This is a genomic window from Enterococcus sp. DIV1682a (assembly GCF_051711005.1).
In the GTDB taxonomy this organism is placed as follows: domain Bacteria; phylum Bacillota; class Bacilli; order Lactobacillales; family Enterococcaceae; genus Enterococcus_B; species Enterococcus_B hirae.
This window is the reverse complement of the sequence record NZ_JBIOLT010000001.1, coordinates 1,488,165-1,514,259: the sequence shown is the minus strand read 5'-3', so window position 1 is coordinate 1,514,259 and position 26,095 is coordinate 1,488,165. Positions and strand designations below refer to the sequence as shown.

Genomic DNA, 26,095 nt, shown 5'->3' with positions numbered 1-26,095 from the left:
GAATCAGCAAGTAGCGAGTATAAAATTACACTTTCTACAATACCGATAATTCAGCTAATGTCGCCATTGACCTAACTTCTCCTTTTGATGAGATAATCAAGGGAAACAGAATTCTGTTACCGATAACATAAATGAAAGCGTTGTCTTTTGTTGTTCACTCTTTTATAGTGAACACGTAATCTTAAATATGAAGGAGGAAATACATGAACACCGCAGCAATTTATCATCGACCGGAAAGTGAATATGCTTTTTTATATACAGCTGATACTTTCAGAATTCGTTTACGTACCTGTAAAGACGATGTAAAAAAAGTTTATCTTATTAGTGGCGATCCTTATACGATTGATTCACAAAAATGGTATCTGGAAGAAATATCAATGAAAAAAAGTCTGAGTACTTTAGTTCATGATTACTGGGAAGTGGAACAAACAAGCTCGACTAGAAGGTTACAATATGGGTTTCATATCGTAGGGATTGATGGCACAGAATGTTTTTATGGGGATCAAGGGATTTTTGCGTATGAACCAGCAAACTTAGCAGAAGCAAATTACTATTTCCGGATACCCTATTTTCATGAAATTGATCGTTTCAAAGTACCGCAATGGGCAAAAGAAACGATTTGGTACCAAATATTTCCTGAACGATTTGCGAATGGCGACCCAACTAACGATCCAGCTCATACGCTACCATGGGGAAGTAAAGCACCTGACCGAGATGATTTCTTTGGTGGTGATTTACAGGGTGTGATTGATCACCTCGATTACTTAGTCGATTTGGGAATCAATGGTATTTATTTTTGCCCGATTTTCCAAGCTATGTCTAATCATAAATACGATACGATCGACTATTTGAAGGTTGATCCAGCCTTTGGTGACGAACGTCTGTTAAAAGAATTAATCGAAAAAGCGCATAAAAAGGGTATCCGCATTATGTTAGATGCTGTTTTCAATCATATTGGTAGTGACTCGCCCCAATGGCAAGATGTGATCAAAAATGGCGAAAAATCAATTTATAAAGATTGGTTCCATATTCATTCTTTTCCTGTGGATGCCTATCAAATGACGAATTTACCCGAAACAGCAGCAAATTTATCTTATGATACGTTTGCTTTTACACCTTTCATGCCTAAACTCAACACAGCAAATCCTGAGGTTCAATCGTACTTACTAGATATTGCTGCTTATTGGGTGAAAGAATTTGATATTGATGGGTGGCGTTTAGATGTCGCTAATGAAGTCGATCATCATTTCTGGAAATTGTTCCATGAAAAAGTCACTGCAATCAAACCAGATATTTATATTTTAGGCGAAATCTGGCATTCATCCCAAGCTTGGTTACAAGGAGATGAGTTCCATGCTGTAATGAACTATGCGTTTACAGACTCAATCAAAGACTATTTTGTCAAACGAAAAATCACTGCTTCACAAATGGCAAGTGGCATGAACCATCAGCAGATGCTGTACCAAGATCAAGTAAACGAAGGAACATTTAATCTATTAGATTCCCACGATACCGCGAGAATCCTAACCCTGTGTAATGGAAATAAAGAGTTGATGAAAGCTGTACTTACTTTCATGTTTTTACAAAAAGGCGCACCTTGTATTTATTACGGAACGGAAATCGGATTGACTGGAGAAGATGATCCTGATTGTCGCAAATGTATGATCTGGGAGAAAGAGCAACAAGATACGGAATTATACGGTTTTATTAAAGAATTGATTTATCTTCGGAAACGATTATCTGAAATTTTAATCACAGGTACGATTTGCTGGGAGCTAATTGATGATAGTCAAGACGTGATTCATTTTTCTCGTGAATTGAACGGCCAAATGATCCATGCTATTTTTAATCAATCTTCCACAAGTTATTTGGTTGATCAGAAAAATGAAATTATCTTAAGCCAAAATAGTGAATTATTAAATGATGGGAAAGCTGAAATTCAACAATTCGGATTCATTTTGATGTGTGAATAACTTGTTACCGGTAACATTCAGAAAGCGTTTGCAAGTTGTCGTTTTATAACAGTATACTCTTTATACAAACAACATTTATGGAAGTGGAGGAACAAAAGGTGAAGAAAAACTATGTTAAAAAATTAGGGTTGGGTTTATTGTCACTTGGTATTTTAGGTGGATTAGCAGCTTGTGGTAATGGAAAAGCTGATACAGCTAGCGGTGGAAATGATGAAAAAACATTAACTGTATCGGTAGATTCTGGTTATAAAGATTACATCAATGAGATCAAGGGTGATTTTGAAAAAGAGAATGATGTCAAAATCAAGCTAGTTGAAAAAGATATGTTCGATCAATTAGAAGCGCTTTCTTTAGATGGACCTGCCGGTAAAGGACCAGATGTGATGATGGCAGCCTATGATCGAATTGGTGCGTTAGGACAACAAGGCCATTTAGCGGAAGTCAAATTAGGAAATGAAGCCGACTATGATGAAACTGATAAAGCACAAGTGACCTATGACGGAAAAATTTACGGCGAACCAGCGGTGATCGAAACATTAGTCTTGTACTACAACAAGGATCTAGTAGATGCAGCACCAACCACTTTCAAAGAATTAGAAAATCTAGCCAAAGACAAACGCTTTGCCTTTGAATCAGAAGCAGGAAAAAATACTGGATTCTTAGCAAAATGGACTGATTTCTATTATTCTTATGGTTTACTAGCAGGCTATGGCGGGTATGTTTTTGGTGACAACGGAACTAATCCATCAGATATTGGTCTAAATAATGCAGGATCAATCGAAGGAATCACTTATGCTACAAACTGGTTCCAAAATGTTTGGCCAAAAGGGATGCAAGATATCAAGAGTGCAGGCGATTTCGTTAGCCAACAATTCATGTCTAACAAAGCAGCAGCAATCATTGATGGTCCTTGGCAAGCACAAACTTATAAAGACAACAAAATCAATTATGGGGTAGCAAAAATTCCAACATTGAACAACGGCGAATCTTATCAACCGTTTGGTGGAGGAAAAGGTTGGGTAGCAAGTAACTATTCTAAAAACAAAGAATTATCACAAAAATGGTTAGACTATGTGACAAACACAAAAAATCAAGAAAAATTCTTTGAAATGGTCAATGAGATTCCAGCCAATCAAGCAGCACGTGAAACAGCTAAATCAAAAAATGATGAATTGACAACTGCGGTGATTGATCAGTATGAAACTGCGCAAGCAATGCCAAATATTCCAGAAATGGCTGAAGTTTGGACTGGTGCTGAAAACTTAATGTTTGATGCAGCTTCAGGTTCTAAATCGCCAAAAGAATCTGCTAACCAAGCAGTGAAAACCATAAAAGAAGCGATTGAGCAAAAATATTAAAAGTAACAAAGCGATCTCTATTCACGATCAAATGGATATTTTTACTAGATGTGGTGATAGTAGACCACTAAATCTCATTTGGTCAACCAAATCATAAAACAAGTCATGGATCAATAGGTGAAACAGTTGAACGGTGTATTTTCTTTAACTGTTTCACATTGATTCGTGTGAATAACATCCACGAGCGGAGTTTTTTATAGCAACTGAGTGAGGACTACAAATGAATGGAAAATGGTTTTTGATAGCAATTATTGATGACTGTCATGGATAGCTACTATTTATAGTTACTATGTATAACTGCTATGAATAGTTACTTATAGATGGCTATTATGGATAGCCGACTGATTCATTTCCTTGCGCAAAGAATAAAATAGTAGTACTGGGGGTATCGTTATGCAAGACGAACAAAATAATATCAATGTAAGAAAAATTACACTTATGTCTCTCATACCTGGCTTAGGGCAATTTGCTAATGGTCAAGCGTTCAAAGGAATCGTATTTCTAGGTATTTTCGTAGCATTTATTCTACAACTGATAGTTGGTGGCTTCCACTCTTTGATTGGCTTAGTCACACTGGGAACGGTTCCGATGGAGGATCACTCCTTATTTATTTTGATTCAAGGAACGCTGCAACTAATCATTACGGTTATTTTTTTTATTTTCTATGGACTGAATCTGTTAGATGCCAAACGTGTCGCAGTTTTACGCAAAGAAGGTAAGAAAATCAACCGAACGATGAAGGAAGTTATACATAATATTGGTGATGAGGGTTTTCCTTATTTGCTTACACTTCCAGCCTATCTTTTGATGATTTTTACGATTATTTTTCCAGTTCTAGTCACATTATTTACAGCATTTACCAACTATGATTTCAAACATATCCCACCTGCTAGTTTGATTGATTGGATCGGAGTAAAAAACTTTTTTAGTATCTTCTTCTTAAGTTCTTACCGTAATACCTTTTTCTCTGTGTTTTCTTGGACTGTTATTTGGACACTATGTGCAACGACACTTCAAATCACATTAGGTATTTTTACAGCCGTTATTGCTCACCAAAAATTTATTAAATTTAGACGTTTTTTTGGTATTATTTTCCTTTTACCATGGGCGGTACCAGCATTTATAACAATTATGAGTTTCTCTAATATCTTCAATGATAGTGTGGGGGCGATCAACACCCAAGTGATTCCTTTTATCAATCATCTGCCATTCGTAGACATTAGCGCGATTTCATGGAAAACAGATCCATTTTGGACGAAAGTTGCGATCATTATGGTTCAAGGGTGGTTAGGTTTCCCTTATATCTATGTCATGGTAACAGGTATTTTACAATCCATTTCTGAAGATTTATATGAAGCAGCAAAAATCGATGGTGCAAATGCTTGGAAACGTTTCTCTAATATCACGTTACCGGCTATTTTTCTAGTAGCAGCGCCAACGTTTATTACTCAGTATACTGGTAATTTCAACAATTTCTCGATGATTTATTTATTTAACAACGGTGGTCCTGGAAGTGTAGGAGGGGGCGCAGGTTCAACAGACATCTTGATTTCTTGGATCTATAAACTAACGACGGGAACCTCGCCACAATACTCCATGGCTTCAGCCATTACACTAATTATTTCTGCAATTGTCATTTGTGTTTCTTTACTTGTGTTTAAAAAGACTAATGCATTTAATATGGAGGACTAAGCGATGAAACAATTTAATTCAAGTGCTAAATTCCAACGAAGATTGTCACAATTCTTGACCTATGTTTTTTTGATTCTTTTGTCGATCATCATTATCTATCCATTGTTGATTACAGCCAGTACAGCATTTAAATCAGGTAATATCGCTGCTTTTAGTCTGGATTTATCCAGTGACTGGACACTAGAAAATTTTAGACGGCTATTCTCAGAAACGTTATATGGTACTTGGTATAAAAATACCTTGATTATTTCCATTTTAACAATGGTTATCCAAGTGACTGTTGTAACTTTGGCTGGTTACACTTATAGTCGTTACCGTTTCATTGGGCGCAAATCAAGCTTGATGTTTTTCCTGGTGATTCAAATGGTTCCAACGATGGCTGCATTGACCGCTTTTTACGTCATGGCTTTTCTACTTAACGCCTTAGATCGATACTGGTTCTTAACAATGATCTATATTGGTGGGGGAATTCCGATGAATACTTGGCTAATGAAAGGTTATTTTGATACTGTTCCACTTGATTTAGATGAATCTGCTAAATTAGATGGAGCTGGTCATTTCCGGATTTTTCTACAAATCGTTTTACCGTTAGTTAAACCAATGATTGCCGTTCAAGCATTATGGGCCTTTATGGGACCGTTTGGAGACTTCATGCTCGCTAAATTTTTACTACGCACACCAGAAAATCAAACAGTGGCAGTTGGTTTGCAAACATTCATTTCTGATGTGACAAATCAACGGGTTTCATTATTTGCCGCAGGAGCGATCCTCATTGCATTACCGATTTGTTTATTGTTCTTCTTTTTACAAAAAAACTTTGTCACTGGTTTGACTTCTGGTGGCACAAAAGGTTAGGAGCAGGTTTTGATGCAAACATTTCCTTTGAATTACTTTTCTCATTTAAATAGTCCTAGACGTCTATTTGCTGGTAGAAGACAGTTGTCATGGCCTAAATTGAGTCTGATCTTTCTTTTCTTGGTCGCGTTGATGGTTATGCCGATTACCATGTATTATACCAATCAGGTAAAAGCAATCCCTATGGAGCAATTTTTAACAGTTCACCAACTAATTGATCAAGATGGAGTAAATAAATTTTCAGAATTACCCATGGAGAATGGGCAAATAAATCACTCACCAATAACGATTTATCAGAATAACGAATTACTGATTGGGTCAGGATTGACGAAAGAACAAAAAAACGAAAAAAACGCCTTTATTGATTTCGCAAAAAATCATTGGACAATCCAGCAAAAAGAACAGGGGCGTATAAGAACCTATCAAATGAATTACCAAGCGTCTTTCAATCCCGAATCAGTCCGAACGCCACAAGAGTTTCAAGCATTTTTAGAACAGGAATTTTACGCCAGTAATCGTCCAATGATTATTTTATCTTATAGTATGAGTTTAGGAATCATCTTATTTATAATGACTAGCTTCATTTTATTTGGTGCTTCTTTCTTTTTATGGCTAACTAGAAAGAGTCGTTTTTCTTCCATCCAAACATTCAAAGAAAGTGCCAATTTAATGTTGAATGTGATTGGAGTTGGCTCCATTATTGCCACGATTGTTGGATTCTTTTATTTTGATTTTGTTTTGATGTTAGGTATTCAATCAACTGTTTCAGTTCTTTTATTGCTATGGATTTTTGCTAAAACTGGCTTTAAAGATGAAGTCAAGGCCTAAGATCATCAACTAATTATGAGAAAATAAATGTGAAAATAATGAAAATTTGATAGGTAACAAAGATTTTTTTCTGAAAAATACCCTTCTGAGTTGATTCTTTTAATTTTTAGTATTAACGTTAAATAGTAGCAATTCTAAGGAGGAAAATCATGTTAGAAAAAACAGTATATAATCAATTATTTTCACGTTCTTTCTCCCTTCCAGTCGAAGTTACTTACTGGGATGGTACGACAAAACGCTATGGAGATACTGACAATCCTCCCCAAATCAAAATTAAGATCCATGAAGAAATACCAATGAAAGAAATCACAAATAACGCCTCTCTAGCTCTAGGTGAAGCTTACATGGATCATCGTATTGAGATTGAGGGAAGTATTCAAGCGTTGATCAACGATGCTTACCAACAAGCAAACAGCTTTTTAAGAGGGAGCGACTATTTAAAATGGCTTCCTAAAAAGCAAAAACACACAAAAAAACAAAATCAAGCAGATATTCATGCACATTATGATCTAGGAAATGATTTTTATGAAATGTGGCTAGATCCAACATTAACCTATTCTTGTGCTTATTTTGAGACACCTGAAGATACATTGGAACAAGCCCAAATCAATAAAGTCCACCACATCTTAGATAAACTTTTCATCAAGGATAATGATACGTTATTAGATATCGGTTGTGGTTGGGGAACCTTGATGTTTACAGCTATCAAAGAATACAATGTAAAAGCAACTGGTATTACCTTGAGTGAAGAACAATATAACCATATTACTAATCGGATCAAAGAAGAACATCTGGAAGATAAATGTCGGGTCTTATTAATGGATTATCGTGATCTTAAAGATGAAACGTTTGATCATATTACAAGTGTCGGGATGTTTGAACATGTGGGAGCAGACAACTTAAAAGAGTATTTTGGTGTCATCCAAAAATTACTAGCTCCTAAAGGAACAGCGTTGATTCACGGTATTACTCGTCAGCAAGGTGGGGCAGTTAATGCTTGGATCAACAAATATATTTTCCCGGGTGGATACATTCCAGGATTAGCAGAAATCGTAACAGATATTACGGATAATGATTTACAGTTAATTGATTTAGAAAGTTTGCGCCGGGACTATCAGCTTACTTTAGAACATTGGACAAATAATTTCCATAAAGTACAAGACAAGGTAACAGAAACTATGGGCGATTCCTTCTATCGAATGTGGGATCTTTACCTTCAAGCTTGTGCAGCATCTTTTGAATCAAGTAACATTGATGTTATCCAATACTTACTTGTTCAACCAAGTAATAATGATCTTCCAATGCATCGTGCATAAGGGGAGAAACCTAATAAAAAATATGAATTAAGATTCGCATGAAAAGAGGCTTTGAAAGAAGCAACTCCCCCCTTATTATTGAGGAGTTGCTTCTTGAACGCCGTGAATCAGAGGTCGTAAAAACATCGGGTAGCTCTGATGACAATAAGAAAGAATTTTTTGAAACAGCTTCTCATGTTTTGAAAAATTCAGGCTTATTTCAAGGGGCTGATGTTTGAACACCGTTTATTCGTTTTTAGAGATACTAGAAGAGACTGAGACAAATTTTGTCCCAGTCCCTTTTTTATTGTGAAAATGTCTATTGCTCTCTAACATATTTTTTTGATTTTTTATTAGCTAAAAAGGAGATGATTATCGAGCTGATTTTGCCAATAGAATAGAACAGATATTGAAAGAGCAACCGTGCTAAACTGTATTTTTTGATGAATGAAAATGAAAAAATTATGATAATCAAAATTGCATAGACTTTATGTGTCGTTCAATAAAGTGAAAAAAGATTTTCCATCAGTTCTCACTCTATGTATATAATCATTAAGTACATATTGTTATTTTTTATCTATATTTAAATAAAAAACAATACATATATTTTCGTTGTTATAAAAGCATTTATAGAACTATAAATAACAATTGTTTATAAATAAAGCGTTCATCAAACCTCTATATTGTGATATTATAAACATGAGCTGTGGGTGGCTAGTTTACTCAAGTTCAAGTAAAACGAGGGAGGTGAAAAGAGTGGAAAAAATTCTTATACCATTAAAACAACATGTAGGCGCTTCATCAAAGAGTATGGTAAAAATAGGCGAATATGTGCAACGTGGACAAAAAATTGCTAAACCAGATGGATTAGGAGCAAACATTCATTCTAGCTTTTCAGGCGTTGTATCAGAAGTAACCAACGATCAGATTGTGCTAAAGATTGATGAAAAGCAAAATTTTTCAAGTTATCTTCCTATTCCAGAAACATCCTCTTATATTCAAGCAATCAAAGAAGCCGGAATTGTCGGAGCTGGTGGAGCTGGGTTTCCGACAGATATAAAATTATCTTGTGAAATACCAGAAGGCATCTTTATCGCAAATGGTGCAGAATGTGAAGCTTTATTACTTCACAATGTAAAGCAAATGAAAAGTCAAATCAAACAATTGATTCGTGGAATAAAGTATTGCATGAGCATTACGAAAGCACCCAAAGGAATCATTGCTGTTAAAGGAAAACATCGAGAGTTAGTCATACAATTGTTAAAGTTTACCAACAATGAACCGACAATAGATGTTTACCAATTACCTGACATCTATCCTGCAGGCGATGAACGTGTAGTGATTCGTGAAGTGTTGAACATCACTTTAGACCCTGGTCAACTGCCAATCGAAATCGGAGCAGTAGTGGATAATGTTGAAACAATTAAACGCATTGTCGAAGCGATTGAACAGCGAAAGCCATTTATTGATAAAGATCTTACGGTATCTGGTCGTGTAAAACAAAAGAAAACAGTCTTTAAAGATGTCCCAATTGGAACACCTGTCAAGCAATTAATTGATCAAGTTGGAGGTTTTATTGAGCCCCATGGAGAAATTGTGATCGGTGGACCAATGACTGGTCATAGCGGCACGGAAGAAACCCCCATTACGAAAACCAGCGGAGGGGTATTGGTTGCTATGCCATTTCCTCAAGAACATCGAAAAATAGGACTATTACTTTGTGAATGCGGCGGTTCAGAAGAAAGAATGACTGAAATAGCTGAAAACATGGGTGCTGAAGTTGTTGCTACACAACGCTGTAAGCGAATGGTAAAAGTGAATGGAAGATATAGATGTACCTTGCCAGGTATATGTCCAGGACAAGCACAAACAGTCTTTGCTTTGAAAAAAGCAGGTGCTGAAGTTGTGATGACTGGAACTTGTTCTGATTGAACGAACACCGTTATTGGTGTAGCTCCTAGGTTAGGAGTTCCGGTTTATCATCATACAGATCATGTACTTCGGGCAGATGGGCACAGACTATATCGTAAATTACCTACAACGAAATAAATTTAAATTTTAGGAGGATTTAACGAATGTCTATTACGGCTGAAACTGCCCAAGAACATGCAAAAGATCTAGCTGTACTCTGTTGTCGTGCGGAAGCAGGCACAGTGATTACGCCAGAAAATCTAGAGGACCCCGCAATTTTTCTTGATCTGGAAGAATCAGGGTTACTTGAATTTTCTGAAGATGTGTTAACAATTGAACAAGTACTTGGTACAACATTAAAAGAAACAACGGATGCGTTGATTCCATTGACAAAAGAATTACTGGAAGGTGTATCTGAAGGAATGAAAGAAGTTCATTTAAATGAAAAAAAAGAAGTTGAGACTTCTGAAACAATTGCGACGCCAATTCAAACTGCTTCATCTTCTGTAACAAGTGGTCAGACTATTAAAATTCATATTGCTGAAGGAAAAGGAATTGATTTAGAGCTTCCTTTAATGATGGCTGCTCAGTTAACCGAAACGGTAAATCCTGCACCGGAATCAATGATTCCTGAGCAAGTAACGCCAGTAATACCAGCACCGGTTTTGGAAAACTCAAATCAGGTGAAAGAAAAAGTGATTCGTTCTGTACGACATGATCATCTAAAAATTGATCAGGTGATTTTTGGGGAAGAAACAAAAATCGAAGGAACAACTTTAATTTTACGAAAAATGACAGAAATTTGTGCTGAAGCAGTTGAACTGGAACAGCTCGTTGAAGATATGACTTTAGAAATCATTACACCAGATAAATACACTGAATATAGTGAAACGATTATGGACGTTCAGCCAATTGCCGCAAAAGTTGAAGGCGATCTTGGGCATGGAATTACCCGAGTACTGGATGGTGTCGTCATGGTTGTTACAGGGACGGATGCTAATGGAGTTCAAATCGGTGAATTTGGTTCTTCTGAAGGAGAATTAGATCGTAACATTATGTGGGGACGACCTGGGGCACCAGATAAAGGAGAAATCTTTATTAAAACCCAAGTGACAATCAAAGAACACGCGAATATGGAACGTCCGGGTCCGCTAGCCGCTCACAAAGCTTCTGATTACATCACTCAAGAAATTCGTGAAGCCCTCAAAAAAGCGGATGAATCATTGGTGATACATTCAGAAGAAATTATACAGAAACGTCGAATTGGCAATAAGAAAGTTTTGATCATCAAAGAAATAATGGGGCAAGGTGCGATGCATGATAATTTGATTATGCCCATCGAGCCAGTTGGAACATTTGGCGCAAAACCAAATGTTGACCTTGGCAATTTGCCAATCCTATTGGCACCAACAGAAGTATTAGATGGAGGAATCCATGCGTTAACTTGTATTGGACCGGCTTCGAAAGAAACTTCACGCCATTATTGGCGGGAACCGCTTGTTAAAGAAGCAATGGCAGATGAAGAAATTGATTTAGTCGGTGTTATGTTCGTCGGCTCTCCACAAGCGAATACTGAAAAATATTATGTTTCAAAACGTTTAGGAATGACTGTCGAAGCCATGGACATTGATGGTGCCATTGTAACCACTGAAGGTTTCGGAAATAATCATATTGATTTCGCTTCTCACATGGAAGAAATTGGAAAACGTGGAATCAAAGTGGTTGGCGACTCTTATAGTGCTGTTCAAGGAGCCTTAGTTGTTGGTAATTCTGAAATGGGCGCAATGGTTGATAATAATAAATCAAAACAAGGGATTGAAAATGAAATTTTATCAAATAATACCTTGTGTAGAGAAGACGCTATTCGTGATTTAGCTATGTTAAAAACGTTAATGGGTGGAGGAACAATTAAACCAGCTGAACGTAAATGGAATCCGAATGTCAAACAAAACAACATTGAGATTATCGAAAAAACAACAGGAAGAAAAATAGACCTGGAAGAAAATGAGCAATCTTTGCCGAAAAGTAAAAAACGTCAAGAAATTTATGAAAAAGAATAAAATAAGGTGCAAAATGGATAGAATCGAAAAATTAAAGTATGTCTCTACTGAACAAATGTTTGAAGGGATACTTGTTGAAGTTCGAGATGCGAGCGTAACTATTGATATCAAAGGACGACTAGGTCAATTAAAAATACCGCGGCGTATGATTATTTCAGAGTACGATTTAAAAATAGGACAAGAAGTTGGATTTTTGATGAGTTATCCAGAGGTTTTGGAAGAAGCAGCCAATACTCATTACGTTGAAGCAATCACAGAACATGAACGTCGACGTTTAAAAAATCAACAGAAGAAAATAAAAATGAGAGAGGAAAATGAGTAGATGAGTTTAACAGTATTCGAAGGATTACAGTCAGAAATTTTTGTACCAATCACACCCAAATCCGTCTTTACGCCCGTTAAAAAAGAGCTGAAAGAGATGCGGATTGCTTTAGCAACGGCAGCTGGTGTCCACTTAAAAAGTGATACACGTTTTAATTTGGCAGGAGACACAACGTATCGTGAGATTCCAGATGGAGTACCAAGTGAAGATTTAATGGTCTCACATGGTGGATATGACAACGCAGACGTTAATCGGGATGTCAATGCAATGTTTCCGATTGACCGATTACATGAATTAGTAAAAGACGGCTTTATTAAAGAAGCTGCCCCTGTACATTATGGCTTTATGGGAGGCGGCGGTGACCAAGATGCCTTTAATGAACAGACGGGACCAGAAATCGCACAAAAACTCGTAGAAGAAGAAGTTGACGCGGTTGTTTTAACTGCTGGTTGAGGGACCTGTCATAGAACTGCCGTGATCGTGCAGAGAGCAATTGAGGAAGCAGGGATTCCTACTATTTTAATCGCCGCATTACCACCAGTAGTACGGCAAAATGGTTCACCTAGAGCTGTAGCACCACGTGTACCGATGGGCGCTAATGCCGGAGAACCACATAATATTGACATGCAAACGGGTATTTTAAAAGATACTTTAGAAAGCCTAGTTTCAATCGAAACACCAGGGAAAATTGTGCCATTACCTTATGAATATATCGCTCATGTGTAAAGAGGGATCAGCATGCAAGGAGAAACATTAAAAATGAAAGTTTTCCATATGGAAAAAGTTTCCATAGGAAATCAATTTAAGCTTGATCACAATCAACTACAGATAAAAACTGAATTTGATTGTCTGTGTGAGGATGTCAAATCCTTGACGATCCGATTGTTAGAGCCAGATCAGTTAGACCTAAAAACAAATACTATCATGGATATTTTACCAATTTCTGCTAAAGTATTAGGCGTTTTGGGGACGGGTATCACCCATACATTAACAGGAGTGTCGGTCATAATGACCGGCACAATCGATGAGGGTGAACAGCTCCATGAGTTTGGTTCTTCTGATGGTGTATTGCGTGATCATTTATTTTTAAATCGACCGGGCACACCTAACGCAGAGGATTACATTATTTTGATTGACTTACTTGTCAAGAAAGGAACACCTTTCGATCGTGAGTTATGTTTAAAATTGTTTCGGATAGTTGACAATTATCTGCAGGAAATCCGAGAACAATTAAAGTTGCTAGATGGTAAGGAAGCAACGGAAACACATATCTATGAAGAAAAAAGAAATCCGGGAAAGCCAAAAGTGACGTTGGTCAAGCAGGTAGCTGGCCAAGGTGCGATGTACGATATGTTATTATTTCCAGATGAACCTAGTGGGTTTAAGGGTGGTCATTCGATTATCAATATGAATAATATGCCCATCTTTTTATCTGCCAATGAGTATCGTGATGGTGCCATTCGTTCAATGGTCTAATTGTTAGAAAAGGGGATTTTTATGGGAATAGGACCATCAACTAAAGAAACTTCGATGCACCTTTTTAAAGATCCTTTACTGGATGTTTTAAGCAAAGATCCTGACATTGATTTCCAAGGTGTTATTATTATTGGCACGCCTCAAAGCAATGAAATGAAGCATCTAGTCGGACAACGAACAGCTACTTGGCTAGAAGCGATGGCTACAGATGGCGTTGTTTTATCAACAGATGGTTGGGGAAATTCAGACATCGATTTTGCCAATACCCTAGAAGAAATAGGTTGTCGTGGCATCAGTGTTATTGGGCTCAAATTTATTGGGAAACAAGCCAAGTTTGTCGTAGAAAATGATTATACAAAATATGTGCTGGATTTTAATAAATCACAAGCAGGGATTGAAACGGAAGTGGTTGGAGAAAATACGATCACTTTCTATGATGCAGTTAAAGCGCTTGCTTTTATAAAACTAAAGATGCGTAAAGATAATCAAAAATTGAAGTAACGTGGAGGTTAGTATGAAAGTATCAAAAATGATATCAGTAGTAGATACCCATACAGCTGGTGAAGCCGCTCGGTTAATTGTAGGAGGCATTCCTAAATTTCATGGAAAAACGATGGCGGATAAAAAAATATACCTGGAAACACAAGCAGATGATTTACGTAAAATGCTAATGCATGAACCACGAGGGCATAAAAATATGTTCGGGGCTTTTATTTGTGAACCGGTTCATGATGAGGCAGACTACGGGATTATTTTCATGGATTCTGGTGGCTATTTAAATATGTGCGGTCACAACACCATTGCGGCAATGACAGCAGCTGTAGAATTGGGCTGGGTAGATGTAGGAGAAGGCACCCGTGTGGTTAAAGTAACGCAAGATACACCTGCGGGGATTGTTTGCGGAGAGGTTCATCTGGATGAAGATTACTCTGCGGAATCGGTCTCTTTTGAAAACGTGGAATCCTTTCTATATAAAGAAAATGTGGCAGTGAGTGTGCCCGATATTGGGACAGTTCATGTGGATATTTCTTTTGGCGGAAGTTTTTTTGCCATATTAAAAGCCGAAGAAGTTGGTTTAACAATTGAGCCGAAGAATGCGTCAAGATTTACTGAAGCAGGTCTAAAAATCCGCGAAGCGATTAATCAAAATATCGAGATCCAACATCCCCGATTAAAACATATTAAAACCGTTGACTTAGTCGAATTTTATGGTCCTGCTAAAAGTCCTGAAGCTACTTATCAAAATGTCGTGGTATTCGGGGATGGGCAAGTTGATCGTTCACCTTGCGGAACGGGAACGAGTGCTAAATTAGCAACTTTGTATGCAAAAAACGAGTTGAAAATTGGTGAAAGTTTTGTCTATGAAAGTATTTTAGGAACGATGTTTAAGGGAGAAATTACAAAGGAAACACGTGTAGGAAATTATCAAGCGATTATTCCCAAAGTGACGGGATCTGCTTATATTACAGGATTTAATCAATTCCTTGTCGATCCTAAAGACTCATTAAAAAATGGATTTTTACTTGATTAAAATACACGGTATAACCATCCAAAATGTGAATTAAATTCTCTAGTCCTAGCCATTTACAGATGGTTACACAAAAAATGATGGGTTAGTAAAACTCTGCTTACTATTAAGGAGGTATCATGGTACAACTACTGTTGGGTTTATTAAGCGTTTTATTACTCTATTTCTTATTCTTTTTTGTTCGCGACTTACTTGCAAATAAAGGAAATTGGGGTGGAGGAAATTATCTTATTTCTGGAACGATTGGGTTAATTACCGATTTTTTAGATACATTAGGCATTGGTAGTTTTGCGCCAACAACCATGTTACTAGAATTTACCAAGCAATTAGATAACGATCGACAATTACCAGGAACGCTCAATGTGGCACACTCTATTCCGGTAATCATTGAAGCTTTTATTTTCATTACTGTTGTTAAAGTATCACCTATTACTCTGTTTTCATTAGTTGCAGCAGCAATTGTGGGTTCGTTTGTGGGTTCAAAAACAGTCAGTAAGCTACCTGAAAAAAAGGTGCAGTTTTTTATGGGACTTGCTTTGATTGTGACAGCAATTTTAATGGGGCTAAAACAAGCTGGAATGCTAGATCTCTTAGGCTCTGGAAATGAAGCGACTGCTTTAACAGGTCTTAAGCTAATCATCGGCGTCATCGGTAATTTCCTCTTAGGTGCATTAATGACGATTGGCGTAGGTTTATATGCACCATGTATGGCATTAGTATACATGTTGGGGTTAAGTCCGCTTGTTGCTTTTCCTATTATGATGGCTTCTTGTGCAGGATTGATGCCCGTTGCTTCAGGTAACTTTATTAAATCTGGTGATTATGCGCGTAAAGTTAGTTTGGCAATTACGATTGGTGGAGTGATTGGGGTAATTATTGCTGTTAAATTCGTCACAAGTTTAGATTTGAATATGCTGACTTGGGTAATCATTGCTGTAATTATTTACTCAGGAATTACATATATGCGAAAAGGAATGTTTTCTAAAAAATAGAAAAGCTTAATCTAGTAGCAAAATGTGAAGGAGTGGAAAGAACTGTACAGCCACTTCTTCATTTTTAGTACATCAAACTAGCATAGTTATTTTAATGATTTGCCCGCTATTTTCTGATTGTTGGTGTAACTATAGAAAATGAAACAGTAAGCAGCAGAGGAAAAGTCATCAATTATTACACTATATGAAAAGGAAGTGGATGCCAATGAAAAAAGAAATCGAACAATTAATTATTTGTGGTGGATGTAACGCTAAGATTGGTCCTGGAAATCTAGGGAATATTTTAGCAGACCTCCCTAAATCCCAAGATGAAAAATTGTTAGTGGGCTTTGATGCAGCAGATGACGCAGCCGTTATCAAATTGACCGATGAATTAGCAATTATTCAGACGTTAGACTTTTTTCCTACTATGGTGACAGATCCTTATTTATTTGGCAAAATTGCTGCTGCCAATGCGATGAGTGATGTTTATGCGATGGGAGGGGATGTATTATCTGCCTTAAATATTGTTGCTTTTCCTGAAGAAAATGAACTACAGGTTTTAAAAGAGATTTTAAGAGGTGGGGCTGAAAAAGTACAAGAAGCAGGTGGAATCTTAGCAGGTGGGCACTCAATCCATGACCGTTCAGTCAAATATGGACTTTCTGTAACTGGCACAATTCATCCAAACAATATTTACAAAAATAATACTTGTCAAGAAGGAGATCACTTAATCTTAACAAAACCTCTAGGTGTAAGCATTATTACCATTGGTTATAGCGCCGGGGCAATAACCAAAGAAGGGTTTGCCAAAGCAACAAAAAGTATGGAAACCTTAAATAAATATGCGATGGCTATCATCAGAAAATATCCAATCACTAGTTGTACCGACGTAACAGGATTTGGGTTAGCAGGACATCTTCATGAAATGTTACATGACAATTTTTCAGCTGAAATCTATTCAGAAAAACTGCCATATTTTGAAGAAGCTTATGAAGGAGCAAAAGCCTTTCTTTTTACTGCTGGAGGACAACGAAACCGAAATTTTATGGAAAAAAAGATGGCCTTTTATGTCGATGACTTAGGGATCGAAGAGTTGCTATATGATCCACAGACATCTGGAGGATTATTGATAAGTATCCCAGCTAAAGAAGCAAAAAAATTAGAAGAAGAGCTGAAATCAGCCAATATCTTAGCCAAAGATTTTGGCGTTGTTACGAAAAAAAAGACAGCAGAAATCATGGTTTATTAAGAAAAAAATTGTTCGATTAGTCTAATAAACTGATCCCATGATTAACTACACATGGAAAGGAGAATCAAAATGGTTAAAATTAACGCATTGGGAAAAGTATGTCCCCTTCCAGTAATTGAAACAAAGAAAGCTTTGGAAGAAAACGATACAGTAGAAACAACTGTCGATAATGAGATTGCTGCACAAAACCTAAAAAAAATGGCGGGACAACTAGGTTATGATTATCAAGTAGAGCAAAATGATGCACAATCGTTTACTGTACGTATCTCCAAGAAAAAAGGAGAGGTAGCTTCTATTTATGAACAAGAACTTACAAGAGAAAATGATATTGAAGACAATTATATAGTTGTTGTCGACACGAATACGATGGGGCAAGGGTCGAAAGAATTAGGGAAACAATTATTAAAAATGTTTATTTATTCTTTAACCGAACAACCTGATTTGCCCGAAAAAATCATTTTCTACAATGGTGGGGTCCATTTAGTAAGCGACAACTCGGATTCCTTGGAGGATTTACAGATTCTTTCGGAAAATGGGATAGAAATTTATGCTTGTGGAGCCTGTCTTAACTATTATAATCTCAGTGAAAAATGTAAAGTCGGTGAAGTGACCAATATGTATCATATTGTTGAAATGATGCGACAATCTAAAAAAATCATCAAACCTTAAGGAGTAAACAATGAAGTCATATGGAGTGGTATTATTTCATTCGACACGTGAAGCAATGAGAGCTGAGCTGATGTGCCAATCAGCTAAACTATCTGTAAGAATCATTCCTACACCCGAAAAAATATATCTTAGCTGTGGTTTTTCTTTAAAATTTCCGCTAGAAGCTGAAAATCAGATACGTCATATTTTAGCTAAAAATAATGTGTCATCAGAAGGTTTTTATAAAGCGCTTCAAGTTGGATTGGATGTAACGTATTACTTATTATAAGGGGTAAAAGAAATGGCAAATATTGTAATTGGAACAGCTGGGCATATTGATCATGGAAAAACAACATTGATCAAAGCGCTGACTGGAATAGATACTGACACAACAAAAGAAGAAAAAAAAAGGGGCATGTCGATTAATCTAGGATTTGCTTACTTAAATTTACCAAATCAACAACGTGTGGGTTTCGTAGATGTTCCTGGCCATGAAAAATTTATTAAAAATATGGTTGCTGGACTACCTGGTCTTAATCTTATTTTATTAGTCATTGATGCTAGTGAAGGAATCATGCCTCAAACAAAAGAGCATATTGATATTTTGAATTTATTAGGAATCCACCATTTTTTAATTGTATTAACAAAAATTGATACGATTGATGCTGAATTGAAAGAACTAGTCATCGAAGATATACGTGATCAATTACTTCACACGCCTTTAGAAAAAGCGGAAATAATTGAAACCGATGCCATTAGCGGAAAAGGGATCAAACAATTACTAAAAAAAATCGAAGCCTACACGGAGCAAACATCAGAACAAGTAAGTAGTGGAACACCAAGGTTAAATATCGATCGGGTTTTCAGTGTAAAAGGCTTCGGTACAGTAGTTACAGGCACTTTGCTGGAAGGGAAACTAACCGTTGGAGAAAACTGCTATCTCTATCCAAATAAGCGAAAAGTTCGGATAAGAAATCTTCAGGTACATGAAAATAATGTTCAAAAAGCATATGCTGGACAACGAACTGCCATCAATTTAGCAAACATTACCCGTGAAGAAGTCACGCGCGGGGATGTTCTATCAACCGCGGATTCTTTAGAGGAAAGCTGGATGTTGGATGTTAAGGTATCTTGCTTGGCAGGGACGAATGGGGGAATTAATCTATGGGATCGGGTAAGAGTGTTGATCGGAACAAAAGAAGTAATGGCTCGTACTGTTCCATTAGGATTAGATTGGATTGGACCAAACGAAGAAGGCTTTTTGCAGTTACGATTAGAAGAAAAAGTTTCTGTAAAAGAAAAAGATCGTTTTATTCTACGCTCTTATTCACCCATGCATACGATTGCTGGAGGCGAAGTCTTAAACGCCGTTCCAAAAAAACATCGACGATTCAAGCAGGCGATTTTAGAAAGCTTAAAAGCGAAAGAAAATGGCAATCTAAACAGTATGATAATTGATTTTATGTTAAATAAGAAACAGCCATTTACAGTAGAAAAAGAATTGTTGACCTATCTGGGTGTTCCCCTTGATCAACTAAGCCATTCATTAGAAGAACTACAGGATAAAAGTCAAATCTTCTTTACCTCTTGTGGGTTTTTACTTTATGAAAGATACCAACAATTAGCAGGAAAAGCACAAAAGATCTTAGAAGAGTATCACAAAAAATATCGTCTACGGGATGGTATGCCTTTAGAAGAATTTCGTTCTAAAATACGAAATGGCTTGACCGAAAAAGAAGTTTTCGTCTTGATTCAATTATTAAAAAAATTCAACGTAATCAAAGAACAACAGAAACGATTATCTGTTTATGATTTTCAAGTACAATTTAATAGCTATCAACAAGTCGCCAAACAAAAAATTGAACGTTATCTAAAAAACAGTGGTTATATGCCGATAAAAAAAGAAGAGTTAGCCCTTTTAGACAAAAATGCTGAAGAAGTATTGGAAGCTTTAGATGCCACCAGCGCTGTTTTTTTAACCCACGAATATGTTCTGTCAGGAAAGATTTACCAACAAGCTATTCAACAAATCCGGACTTATATTAAGAAAAACAAGAAAATGACACTGGCTGATTTTCGTGATATGACAAACTCGAGCCGAAAAGCTTCCATGCTTATTTTAGAATCAATCGATAAACTCGGCATCACAAAACGAGTAGAAAATTATCGGATTTTAGGGAAACAAGAAGGAGACTAGTATGACTATTTATTTAGATAATGCAGCTACGACAGTCCAAAAGCCGGTTTGTATGAAACAAACAATCCTGGATGTGCTTGAAAGTGAGAGGTATGGCAACCCAGCTCGTGGCGCTCATAGCTATTCCATTCGTGCTTATCAATTAATAGAAATGGCAAGAGATACATTAAAAAATTTTTTTCATACCGGGGATTTATATGAAATTATTTTTTCTGGAAGCGCGACCATTGCTCTTAATGCAGTATTAAAAGGGTTCATTCAAGCTGGTGATCATGTATTGACCACAAGTTGGGAACACAATTCCGTGTTGCGACCACTCTATCAATTAGAAAAACTAGGCGTTTCCTGCGACATTATCAGTAGTCATCCGATCACTGGACAGTTGAATTATGAAGAATTTACTGAGAAATTAAACGCAAAAACCAAAGTAGTGGTCTGCAATCATGCGAGTAATGTGACAGGGAATCTTTTAGATATTGAATGGATAAAACGTTTTTGCCACAAACATCAGCTTTATTTAATCTTAGATATTTCTCAAACAGCTGGACATCTACCAATTGACTTAAGTGATGGGAAGGTCGCAGCGGCTTGTTTCACTGGACACAAAGCGTTACATGGACCACAAGGAATTGGTGGCATCTGTATTCACAAAAAACTGAAACTTACACCGATAATAACTGGTGGTGATGGTATGAAGTCCTTCTCTAAGGAGCAGCCGGATGAATTGCCAGCAATGTTGGAAGCTGGGACAGCAAATGTGCCAGGAATTGCTGGATTAGCAGCCAGTGTAGGTTGGCTAATGTCCCAAGAGACACCATCATTGGGAAACTACTTCTACCAAGAAGCGACGAAGATTTCAGAATTAACGTTTTATGGAGATTTCACGAAAGAGCATATAGACGTTTTTTCGTTGAATATCAGATCTGCAGAATCAGCTTTAATCAGTGACATTCTGTGGGAAGAGTTTGGCATTGCCACACGTTCAGGCTACCATTGTTCACCGCTAATACATCAAGATTTAGGAACTAAAAATACTGGAACTGTTCGAGTATCCTTATCCCGTTTTACAACAGAAGAAGAAATAGAAAAAACCATAAAGGCGTTGAAAATAATTGCAAAACGATAGAAAGCAGGTAAACGATGGATAGAGAAATACAACGACGATTAGCAGATTTGCCTTCAGTGGATCGTTTATTAAAAACTCCTGAATTGCAAATGTTAGAAAAAAAGTATTCTTACGGATTAGTCAAACAACAGGTACAAAGTGTTTTAGAGCAAACTAGAAAAACTGTTTTAAAAGAAGAAGTGTTACCCCCAACGATTGAAGAACTCTGTATTCAAGTGATTGAAAAAGTGAAACAACGAACATATTCGTTACAAAAAGTAATTAATGGGACAGGTACGATTCTGCATACAAATCTAGGGCGTTCCTTACTTAGTAAGAAAATTGAGGAACAATTAAAGACAATAAGTTTTTCCTATTCAAATTTAGAAATGGATTTAACTAGTGGCAAGAGAGGTACCAGATACAATCATTTAACGCATATTCTAAAAAAACTTACTGGAGCAGAAGACGTCTTAGTGGTGAATAATAACGCAGCAGCTGTTATGTTAATTCTTGATACTTTGGCTACTGATAAAGAAGTATTGGTTTCTCGAGGGGAACTTGTTGAAATAGGAGGGTCTTTTCGTATTCCAGAGGTAATTACCGCAACAGGTGGAAAAATTAGAGAAGTTGGAACAACCAATAAAACGCATATTAGAGATTACCAACAGGCTTTGACTTCTGAAACTGGAGCGATTTTAAAAGTCCACACCAGTAATTATCGAATCATTGGATTTACAGAAACTCCTCACTTATCAGAGTTAACTCTCTTAGCACAAAAACATCAAGTCCCGTTAATCAATGATCTGGGTAGCGGTCTACTCATTGACATGCGCCGCTTTGGCTTACCGTATGAACCGACTGTTCGAGAAGTAATCGAGCAAGGGTGTGATGTGGTCTCCTTTAGTGGAGATAAATTATTAGGAGGACCACAAGCCGGAATTATTGTAGGTAAAAAAACGTATATTCAGAGGATGAAAGAAAATCAACTACTGCGTGCATTAAGAGTCGATAAAATGACTCTAAGTGCATTAGAAGCAACTTTAGAACTTTATCTTGATGAAGAAGAAGCCATTCGAGCCTTGCCTACTTTGCAAATGCTATCGGATAAGATCGAAAATTGTTTGAATCGCGCACAAATATTAGCTGAAAAGTTAAAAAAAATCGAGCAACTCGAAGTCTCTATCGAAAAAGATTATAGTACGGTTGGTGGTGGAACGTATCCAGAAAGCTTATTACCTACCTATGCAGTAACAGTAAAAAGTAAGCAATGCCATGCGGAAGAGCTGCAACGAAGACTAAGAAAAGGAATTGTTCCAGTGATTAGTCGGGTAAAAAATGAGCGAAACTATTTAGATATGCGCACAATTTTTGAAGAAGAACTTCATCAGGTGTTCGTCAGTTTAGAAAAGATTTTTTGTGAGGAAATAACATGAAATTAAAGAGAGAATTTGTGGTTGTTTCACACTGCATCTTGAATCAACATGCGGTGATACCTGGATGGGAACGGGCTCGTGGTGCTTTTCCTTTGGCCATTTCTTTATTAAATCAAGGCGTTGCGTTGCTACAATTGCCTTGTCCTGAATTTTTGACCTTAGGAAAAGAGAGAGCACCAATGACTTATCAAGAATATGTTGCTATACCAAGCTATCGTCAAAAATGTCAAAGTATGTTGCAACCAGTCATTCAACAAATCAAAGAGTATCAAGCGAATGATTATCGCTATTTGGGGATCATCGGGATCAATGAAAGTCCTAATTGTTCCATCTCAGCACAGCGAGGCGTACTAATGGAAGAGTATTTTGAATTATGTAAGAATCATGGGATTGTTAATCCTTATTTTGAAGTTCCAACTTGGTATACAGAAGAATCACAAGGCGATTTATATCAGAAATTAAAACTATTTTTAGAAGGAAAAGTAAACGATGAATAATAAAATGAAAATATTGACTTTATGTGCAATGGCCGTTGTTTTAAATGTTGTTTTAGGTGAGGCTGTTTCACTAATGAAAATCCCCTTATTATTTTTAGATACGATGGGAACGATTTATATTTCCACCAATTTTGGTATGAGTTATGGGGTAATGACTGGGATTGCCACTAATTTATTAATGGGGATCATCAGTGGGCCGTTGGCTGTTCCTTTTGTATTCGTAAATATTGTTGTAGCAATTATCTGTTCTTTACTAGCGATGAATGGATTTTCTTACAAAAAAGCGCTAATAGCAGGGGGACTATTAGCCGTTGTTTGTCCAATGATCGGTGCGCCGATCCGTTTAGCTTTATTTGGTGGTTTTACCGGTTCAGGAACGGACATCCTCATTTTTGCTTTCAAGGCTTCCGGTAAAGAAATGATCACTGCAACTTATTGGGCAACTGTTGCAGGAAATATTGTGGATAAGATGCTTTCTTGTTTACTCGTTGCTTGGTTTATGAAACGTTTACCGCAACGTATCCTAGTAAAATAAAAAGAGAACAACTAACAGATATTAAAGCTAGTCCAGTCTTTTATAACTACAAACATTCTAGCATTTGATATTGATTGAACAAACGAAAAATGTTAGAATGTTTTTATTAGGGGAGTGGATGGGTTCTGGTGTTCCCTCTGGTCTTCAAAACCAGTATGAGGAGTTAAGAGCTTCTTGGGTAGGTTCGATTCCTACACATTCCCGCCAATTGAATACATAAAAAGCTAAAAACATTGATACAGAGCCGTTCTGTTGATGTTTTTAGCTTTATTTTTTTGTCGCCACTGCATTTCCACTGCATTTGATTATTTTCAAGGTAGTTCATTGCTTGATCACTGTTTTCATCAAGTGTAAGAAAGGAACATTCTGCTTCTCGCTTTTTATCAATGCCCATGTGATTAAAATCACATATTAGTCTCGACATGGCTATTTTTCCATGCTATATTTAATTCGAAAAGAAGAAATTAAAATATAGATGTGCGCATCTACTACATAAAAAGACTTAATTATTAAGGATTTTTATCGTCTTTCTATTAATTCCCACATAGTTAAAGTTTTTATATGAATGCGCCGGAAAGGAATGAGAGCTTGATTTCATTTGAACACGTTTCAAAGTCTTTTGGAGGTGCCATGATCCTAAATGATCTCAATTTATTTATACCAAAAGGTAAAATCTTTGGTATCATTGGACGAAGTGGTGCAGGAAAAAGTACAATGATTCGTTTAATAAACGGATTAGATCAACCAACAAAAGGTAAGATATCTCTATCACAAGATGTGAAAAGCAGCACAATATTTCAACATTATGCCTTATTGCAGTCAAAAACTGTCGCTGATAACATTCGACTTGCTCTGAGATTTAGCAAAGTCAATAAGCAGGAATACGACAAAAGAATTGAAAACGTTTTACGTTATGTATCGATGATAGAGAAAAAAAGTACATATCCCTCCCATTTATCTGGTGGGCAGAAACAACGAGTGGGGATTGCTAGAGCGCTAGTAACGGAGCCTTCGCTTTTATTATGCGACGAAATTACTAGCGCTCTTGATCCAACCGCTAAAAAAAGTATTCTAAATTTGTTAAAAAAAGTGAATGAGGAACTAGGAACCACCATCATTTTGGTCACCCATGAAATGGAGGCGATAAAAGAAATTTGTGATGAAGTGGCTGTCATTGATTCAGGAAAAGTTATTGAACAGGCAACAACCAAAAAAATGTTTTTAAGCCCTCAAAGCAATTTAGTTCGTGAATTTTTAGCCGATATGATTTATCCTAAGTATCCAAAAAAAGAATCGATTTCCTTTAATTATGTCCTTTACTTCCTGATGAATGCCACAAATTATGCTCGTTTTCAAGAAAGTAAAATGGAGGGGACGGTCTATGATATCAAAACCATACATATTAGCGGAGAACGTTTTTTTGCGATGTATTTTCTAACGAATAAAATTCCTGATAATGAATTTATTGACCAACTAATTAGTTATGAGAAGGTGACCGTTGATGTTTGAAATACTTTCATCAGAGATCATTCTCAAAGCAACTTATGAATCGATTTATATGGTCAGTATTTCTTTGGTGTTCGCTATCGGCTTAGGAGTTCCTTTAGGCATACTATTAGCAGAGACCAGAAAACAAGGTGTTTTAGCTAATTCTCTTATGTACACGGTGTTACAGACGCTTATCAACATCTTGCGTTCAGTGCCATTTATCATTTTATTGGTGGCTATTTTGCCTTTTACTCGCTTAGTTGTTGGAACTTCCATTGGAACAACTGCTGCTATTGTCCCGTTAACGTTATATATTGTTCCTTTTATGGGCCGTTTAATCGAGCAAGCCATTCTAGAAATCCCTCCTACAATTATCGAATGTGCCAAAACTTTAGGGGCAAACCGATTGGAAATCATTCTTTACTTTATTCTACCTGAAGCTCGAACGGCGATTATATTAGCTATTACTAATTCAATGATTGGACTAATTAATGCCTCTTCTATGGCGGGAACTGTTGGTGGAGGAGGAATCGGGGATTTAGCTATTTCCCAAGGCTATCAACGATTTAATAGTGGGATGATTGTTGTAACGGTAGTTATCTTAATTGTTTTAATAAACAGTATCCAATTTCTGGGAAATTATCTTTATCATAAAATTAAATATTAAG

The 26,095-nt window shown here is 36.7% G+C and carries 25 protein-coding genes and 1 tRNA gene; 25 read left to right on the top strand and 1 reads right to left on the bottom strand.

Annotated elements, in window-relative coordinates; all coding sequences use genetic code 11:
- The first annotated feature begins 203 nt into the window (after nt 1-203).
- The 23 genes from IGJ23_RS06890 to IGJ23_RS06780 all read left to right on the top strand — a co-directional run bounded on the left by IGJ23_RS06890 (nt 204) and on the right by IGJ23_RS06780 (nt 24,146).
- Nucleotides 204-1,973, top strand: a complete 1,770-nt coding sequence (locus tag IGJ23_RS06890; RefSeq protein WP_438774745.1) for a glycoside hydrolase family 13 protein — start codon at nt 204-206, stop codon at nt 1,971-1,973.
- A gap of 98 nt (nt 1,974-2,071) precedes the next feature.
- Nucleotides 2,072-3,331: an extracellular solute-binding protein gene (locus IGJ23_RS06885; RefSeq protein ID WP_010737611.1), complete on the top strand. Its 1,260-nt coding sequence runs from the start codon at nt 2,072-2,074 to the stop codon at nt 3,329-3,331.
- A 393-nt stretch (nt 3,332-3,724) separates the two neighbouring features.
- Nucleotides 3,725-5,023: a carbohydrate ABC transporter permease gene (locus tag IGJ23_RS06880; protein WP_010719129.1), complete on the top strand. Its 1,299-nt coding sequence runs from the start codon at nt 3,725-3,727 to the stop codon at nt 5,021-5,023.
- Between the two features lie 3 nt (nt 5,024-5,026).
- On the top strand, nt 5,027-5,878 hold the full coding sequence (locus tag IGJ23_RS06875) for a sugar ABC transporter permease (protein WP_010719130.1): 852 nt from the start codon (nt 5,027-5,029) through the stop codon (nt 5,876-5,878).
- A gap of 12 nt (nt 5,879-5,890) precedes the next feature.
- A complete protein-coding gene (locus tag IGJ23_RS06870; protein ID WP_438774744.1) occupies nt 5,891-6,706 on the top strand; it encodes a maltodextrose utilization protein MalA in 816 nt (271 codons plus the stop codon).
- Nucleotides 6,707-6,855: 149 nt separating this feature from the next.
- A complete protein-coding gene (locus IGJ23_RS06865; protein ID WP_010719132.1) occupies nt 6,856-8,022 on the top strand; it encodes a class I SAM-dependent methyltransferase in 1,167 nt (388 codons plus the stop codon).
- Nucleotides 8,023-8,757: 735 nt separating this feature from the next.
- On the top strand, nt 8,758-10,050 hold the full coding sequence (gene prdC / locus IGJ23_RS06860; RefSeq protein ID WP_179299865.1) for a proline reductase-associated electron transfer protein PrdC: 1,293 nt from the start codon (nt 8,758-8,760) through the stop codon (nt 10,048-10,050).
- 26 nt (nt 10,051-10,076) lie between these two features.
- The gene (prdA, locus tag IGJ23_RS06855; RefSeq protein WP_438774743.1) at nt 10,077-11,972 is read left to right on the top strand and encodes a D-proline reductase (dithiol) proprotein PrdA; all 1,896 of its coding nucleotides are present in this window, start codon (nt 10,077-10,079) and stop codon (nt 11,970-11,972) included.
- 13 nt (nt 11,973-11,985) lie between these two features.
- On the top strand, nt 11,986-12,294 hold the full coding sequence (locus tag IGJ23_RS06850; RefSeq protein ID WP_010719135.1) for a CBO2463/CBO2479 domain-containing protein: 309 nt from the start codon (nt 11,986-11,988) through the stop codon (nt 12,292-12,294).
- Entirely contained in the window at nt 12,295-13,020 is a 726-nt protein-coding gene (gene prdB / locus IGJ23_RS06845) for a D-proline reductase (dithiol) protein PrdB (RefSeq protein ID WP_080292465.1), read from the top strand.
- A gap of 12 nt (nt 13,021-13,032) precedes the next feature.
- Nucleotides 13,033-13,770 carry a proline reductase cluster protein PrdD gene (gene prdD / locus IGJ23_RS06840; protein ID WP_438774742.1) on the top strand — a complete coding sequence of 246 codons (738 nt, stop codon included), beginning with the start codon at nt 13,033-13,035 and terminating at the stop codon, nt 13,768-13,770.
- A 21-nt stretch (nt 13,771-13,791) separates the two neighbouring features.
- A complete protein-coding gene (locus tag IGJ23_RS06835) occupies nt 13,792-14,271 on the top strand; it encodes a glycine/sarcosine/betaine reductase component B subunit (protein ID WP_063627132.1) in 480 nt (159 codons plus the stop codon).
- A 13-nt stretch (nt 14,272-14,284) separates the two neighbouring features.
- Nucleotides 14,285-15,301 (top strand): proline racemase family protein, encoded by a 1,017-nt coding sequence (locus tag IGJ23_RS06830; RefSeq protein WP_126343891.1) that lies wholly within the window; start codon nt 14,285-14,287, stop codon nt 15,299-15,301.
- A gap of 116 nt (nt 15,302-15,417) precedes the next feature.
- On the top strand, nt 15,418-16,290 hold the full coding sequence (locus tag IGJ23_RS06825; protein ID WP_228196877.1) for a sulfite exporter TauE/SafE family protein: 873 nt from the start codon (nt 15,418-15,420) through the stop codon (nt 16,288-16,290).
- 205 nt (nt 16,291-16,495) lie between these two features.
- Nucleotides 16,496-17,521 carry a selenide, water dikinase SelD gene (gene selD, locus IGJ23_RS06820; RefSeq protein WP_438774741.1) on the top strand — a complete coding sequence of 342 codons (1,026 nt, stop codon included), beginning with the start codon at nt 16,496-16,498 and terminating at the stop codon, nt 17,519-17,521.
- A 69-nt stretch (nt 17,522-17,590) separates the two neighbouring features.
- Nucleotides 17,591-18,190, top strand: a complete 600-nt coding sequence (gene yedF, locus IGJ23_RS06815; RefSeq protein WP_438774740.1) for a sulfurtransferase-like selenium metabolism protein YedF — start codon at nt 17,591-17,593, stop codon at nt 18,188-18,190.
- A 10-nt stretch (nt 18,191-18,200) separates the two neighbouring features.
- A complete protein-coding gene (locus tag IGJ23_RS06810) occupies nt 18,201-18,458 on the top strand; it encodes a DUF3343 domain-containing protein (protein ID WP_010737598.1) in 258 nt (85 codons plus the stop codon).
- Nucleotides 18,459-18,470: 12 nt separating this feature from the next.
- Entirely contained in the window at nt 18,471-20,366 is a 1,896-nt protein-coding gene (selB, locus tag IGJ23_RS06805) for a selenocysteine-specific translation elongation factor (RefSeq protein ID WP_438774739.1), read from the top strand.
- Nucleotide 20,367: 1 nt separating this feature from the next.
- Nucleotides 20,368-21,492 (top strand): aminotransferase class V-fold PLP-dependent enzyme, encoded by a 1,125-nt coding sequence (locus IGJ23_RS06800; RefSeq protein WP_438774738.1) that lies wholly within the window; start codon nt 20,368-20,370, stop codon nt 21,490-21,492.
- A 14-nt stretch (nt 21,493-21,506) separates the two neighbouring features.
- Nucleotides 21,507-22,907 (top strand): L-seryl-tRNA(Sec) selenium transferase, encoded by a 1,401-nt coding sequence (selA, locus tag IGJ23_RS06795; RefSeq protein ID WP_438774737.1) that lies wholly within the window; start codon nt 21,507-21,509, stop codon nt 22,905-22,907.
- On the top strand, nt 22,904-23,404 hold the full coding sequence (locus IGJ23_RS06790; RefSeq protein ID WP_438774736.1) for a CD3072 family TudS-related putative desulfidase: 501 nt from the start codon (nt 22,904-22,906) through the stop codon (nt 23,402-23,404). The genes selA and IGJ23_RS06790 overlap by 4 nt, the downstream gene beginning before the upstream one ends.
- On the top strand, nt 23,397-23,939 hold the full coding sequence (locus IGJ23_RS06785; RefSeq protein ID WP_438774735.1) for a CD3073 family putative ECF transporter S component: 543 nt from the start codon (nt 23,397-23,399) through the stop codon (nt 23,937-23,939). Before IGJ23_RS06790 ends, IGJ23_RS06785 begins: the two co-directional genes overlap by 8 nt.
- Before the next feature lie 110 nt (nt 23,940-24,049).
- Nucleotides 24,050-24,146 (top strand) — tRNA-Sec (locus tag IGJ23_RS06780).
- Here IGJ23_RS06780 and IGJ23_RS06775 read toward each other — a convergent pair.
- Nucleotides 24,103-24,363, bottom strand: a complete 261-nt coding sequence (locus IGJ23_RS06775) for a hypothetical protein (protein WP_438774734.1) — start codon at nt 24,361-24,363, stop codon at nt 24,103-24,105. The two genes, IGJ23_RS06780 and IGJ23_RS06775, sit on opposite strands and share 44 nt — an antisense overlap.
- Before the next feature lie 206 nt (nt 24,364-24,569).
- On the opposite strand from IGJ23_RS06775, the gene IGJ23_RS06770 reads away from it, so the two are divergent.
- Together IGJ23_RS06770 and IGJ23_RS06765 are read left to right on the top strand one after the other, a co-directional pair.
- Nucleotides 24,570-25,448, top strand: a complete 879-nt coding sequence (locus tag IGJ23_RS06770) for a methionine ABC transporter ATP-binding protein (RefSeq protein ID WP_113821174.1) — start codon at nt 24,570-24,572, stop codon at nt 25,446-25,448.
- A complete protein-coding gene (locus IGJ23_RS06765) occupies nt 25,441-26,094 on the top strand; it encodes a methionine ABC transporter permease (RefSeq protein WP_438774733.1) in 654 nt (217 codons plus the stop codon). Before IGJ23_RS06770 ends, IGJ23_RS06765 begins: the two co-directional genes overlap by 8 nt.
- Nucleotide 26,095: the final 1 nt, after the last annotated feature.

Coding starts and splice junctions, on each gene's coding strand:
- IGJ23_RS06890 (WP_438774745.1), top strand. CDS start 204: ATGAACACCGCAGCAATTTATCATCGACCGGAAAGTGAATATGCTTTT.
- IGJ23_RS06880 (WP_010719129.1), top strand. CDS start 3,725: ATGCAAGACGAACAAAATAATATCAATGTAAGAAAAATTACACTTATG.
- IGJ23_RS06875 (WP_010719130.1), top strand. CDS start 5,027: ATGAAACAATTTAATTCAAGTGCTAAATTCCAACGAAGATTGTCACAA.
- IGJ23_RS06870 (WP_438774744.1), top strand. CDS start 5,891: ATGCAAACATTTCCTTTGAATTACTTTTCTCATTTAAATAGTCCTAGA.
- IGJ23_RS06865 (WP_010719132.1), top strand. CDS start 6,856: ATGTTAGAAAAAACAGTATATAATCAATTATTTTCACGTTCTTTCTCC.
- prdA (WP_438774743.1), top strand. CDS start 10,077: ATGTCTATTACGGCTGAAACTGCCCAAGAACATGCAAAAGATCTAGCT.
- IGJ23_RS06850 (WP_010719135.1), top strand. CDS start 11,986: ATGGATAGAATCGAAAAATTAAAGTATGTCTCTACTGAACAAATGTTT.
- prdD (WP_438774742.1), top strand. CDS start 13,033: ATGCAAGGAGAAACATTAAAAATGAAAGTTTTCCATATGGAAAAAGTT.
- IGJ23_RS06835 (WP_063627132.1), top strand. CDS start 13,792: ATGGGAATAGGACCATCAACTAAAGAAACTTCGATGCACCTTTTTAAA.
- IGJ23_RS06830 (WP_126343891.1), top strand. CDS start 14,285: ATGAAAGTATCAAAAATGATATCAGTAGTAGATACCCATACAGCTGGT.
- IGJ23_RS06825 (WP_228196877.1), top strand. CDS start 15,418: ATGGTACAACTACTGTTGGGTTTATTAAGCGTTTTATTACTCTATTTC.
- selD (WP_438774741.1), top strand. CDS start 16,496: ATGAAAAAAGAAATCGAACAATTAATTATTTGTGGTGGATGTAACGCT.
- yedF (WP_438774740.1), top strand. CDS start 17,591: ATGGTTAAAATTAACGCATTGGGAAAAGTATGTCCCCTTCCAGTAATT.
- IGJ23_RS06810 (WP_010737598.1), top strand. CDS start 18,201: ATGAAGTCATATGGAGTGGTATTATTTCATTCGACACGTGAAGCAATG.
- selB (WP_438774739.1), top strand. CDS start 18,471: ATGGCAAATATTGTAATTGGAACAGCTGGGCATATTGATCATGGAAAA.
- IGJ23_RS06800 (WP_438774738.1), top strand. CDS start 20,368: ATGACTATTTATTTAGATAATGCAGCTACGACAGTCCAAAAGCCGGTT.
- selA (WP_438774737.1), top strand. CDS start 21,507: ATGGATAGAGAAATACAACGACGATTAGCAGATTTGCCTTCAGTGGAT.
- IGJ23_RS06790 (WP_438774736.1), top strand. CDS start 22,904: ATGAAATTAAAGAGAGAATTTGTGGTTGTTTCACACTGCATCTTGAAT.
- IGJ23_RS06785 (WP_438774735.1), top strand. CDS start 23,397: ATGAATAATAAAATGAAAATATTGACTTTATGTGCAATGGCCGTTGTT.
- IGJ23_RS06775 (WP_438774734.1), bottom strand. CDS start 24,363: ATGTCGAGACTAATATGTGATTTTAATCACATGGGCATTGATAAAAAG.
- IGJ23_RS06770 (WP_113821174.1), top strand. CDS start 24,570: ATGATCCTAAATGATCTCAATTTATTTATACCAAAAGGTAAAATCTTT.
- IGJ23_RS06765 (WP_438774733.1), top strand. CDS start 25,441: ATGTTTGAAATACTTTCATCAGAGATCATTCTCAAAGCAACTTATGAA.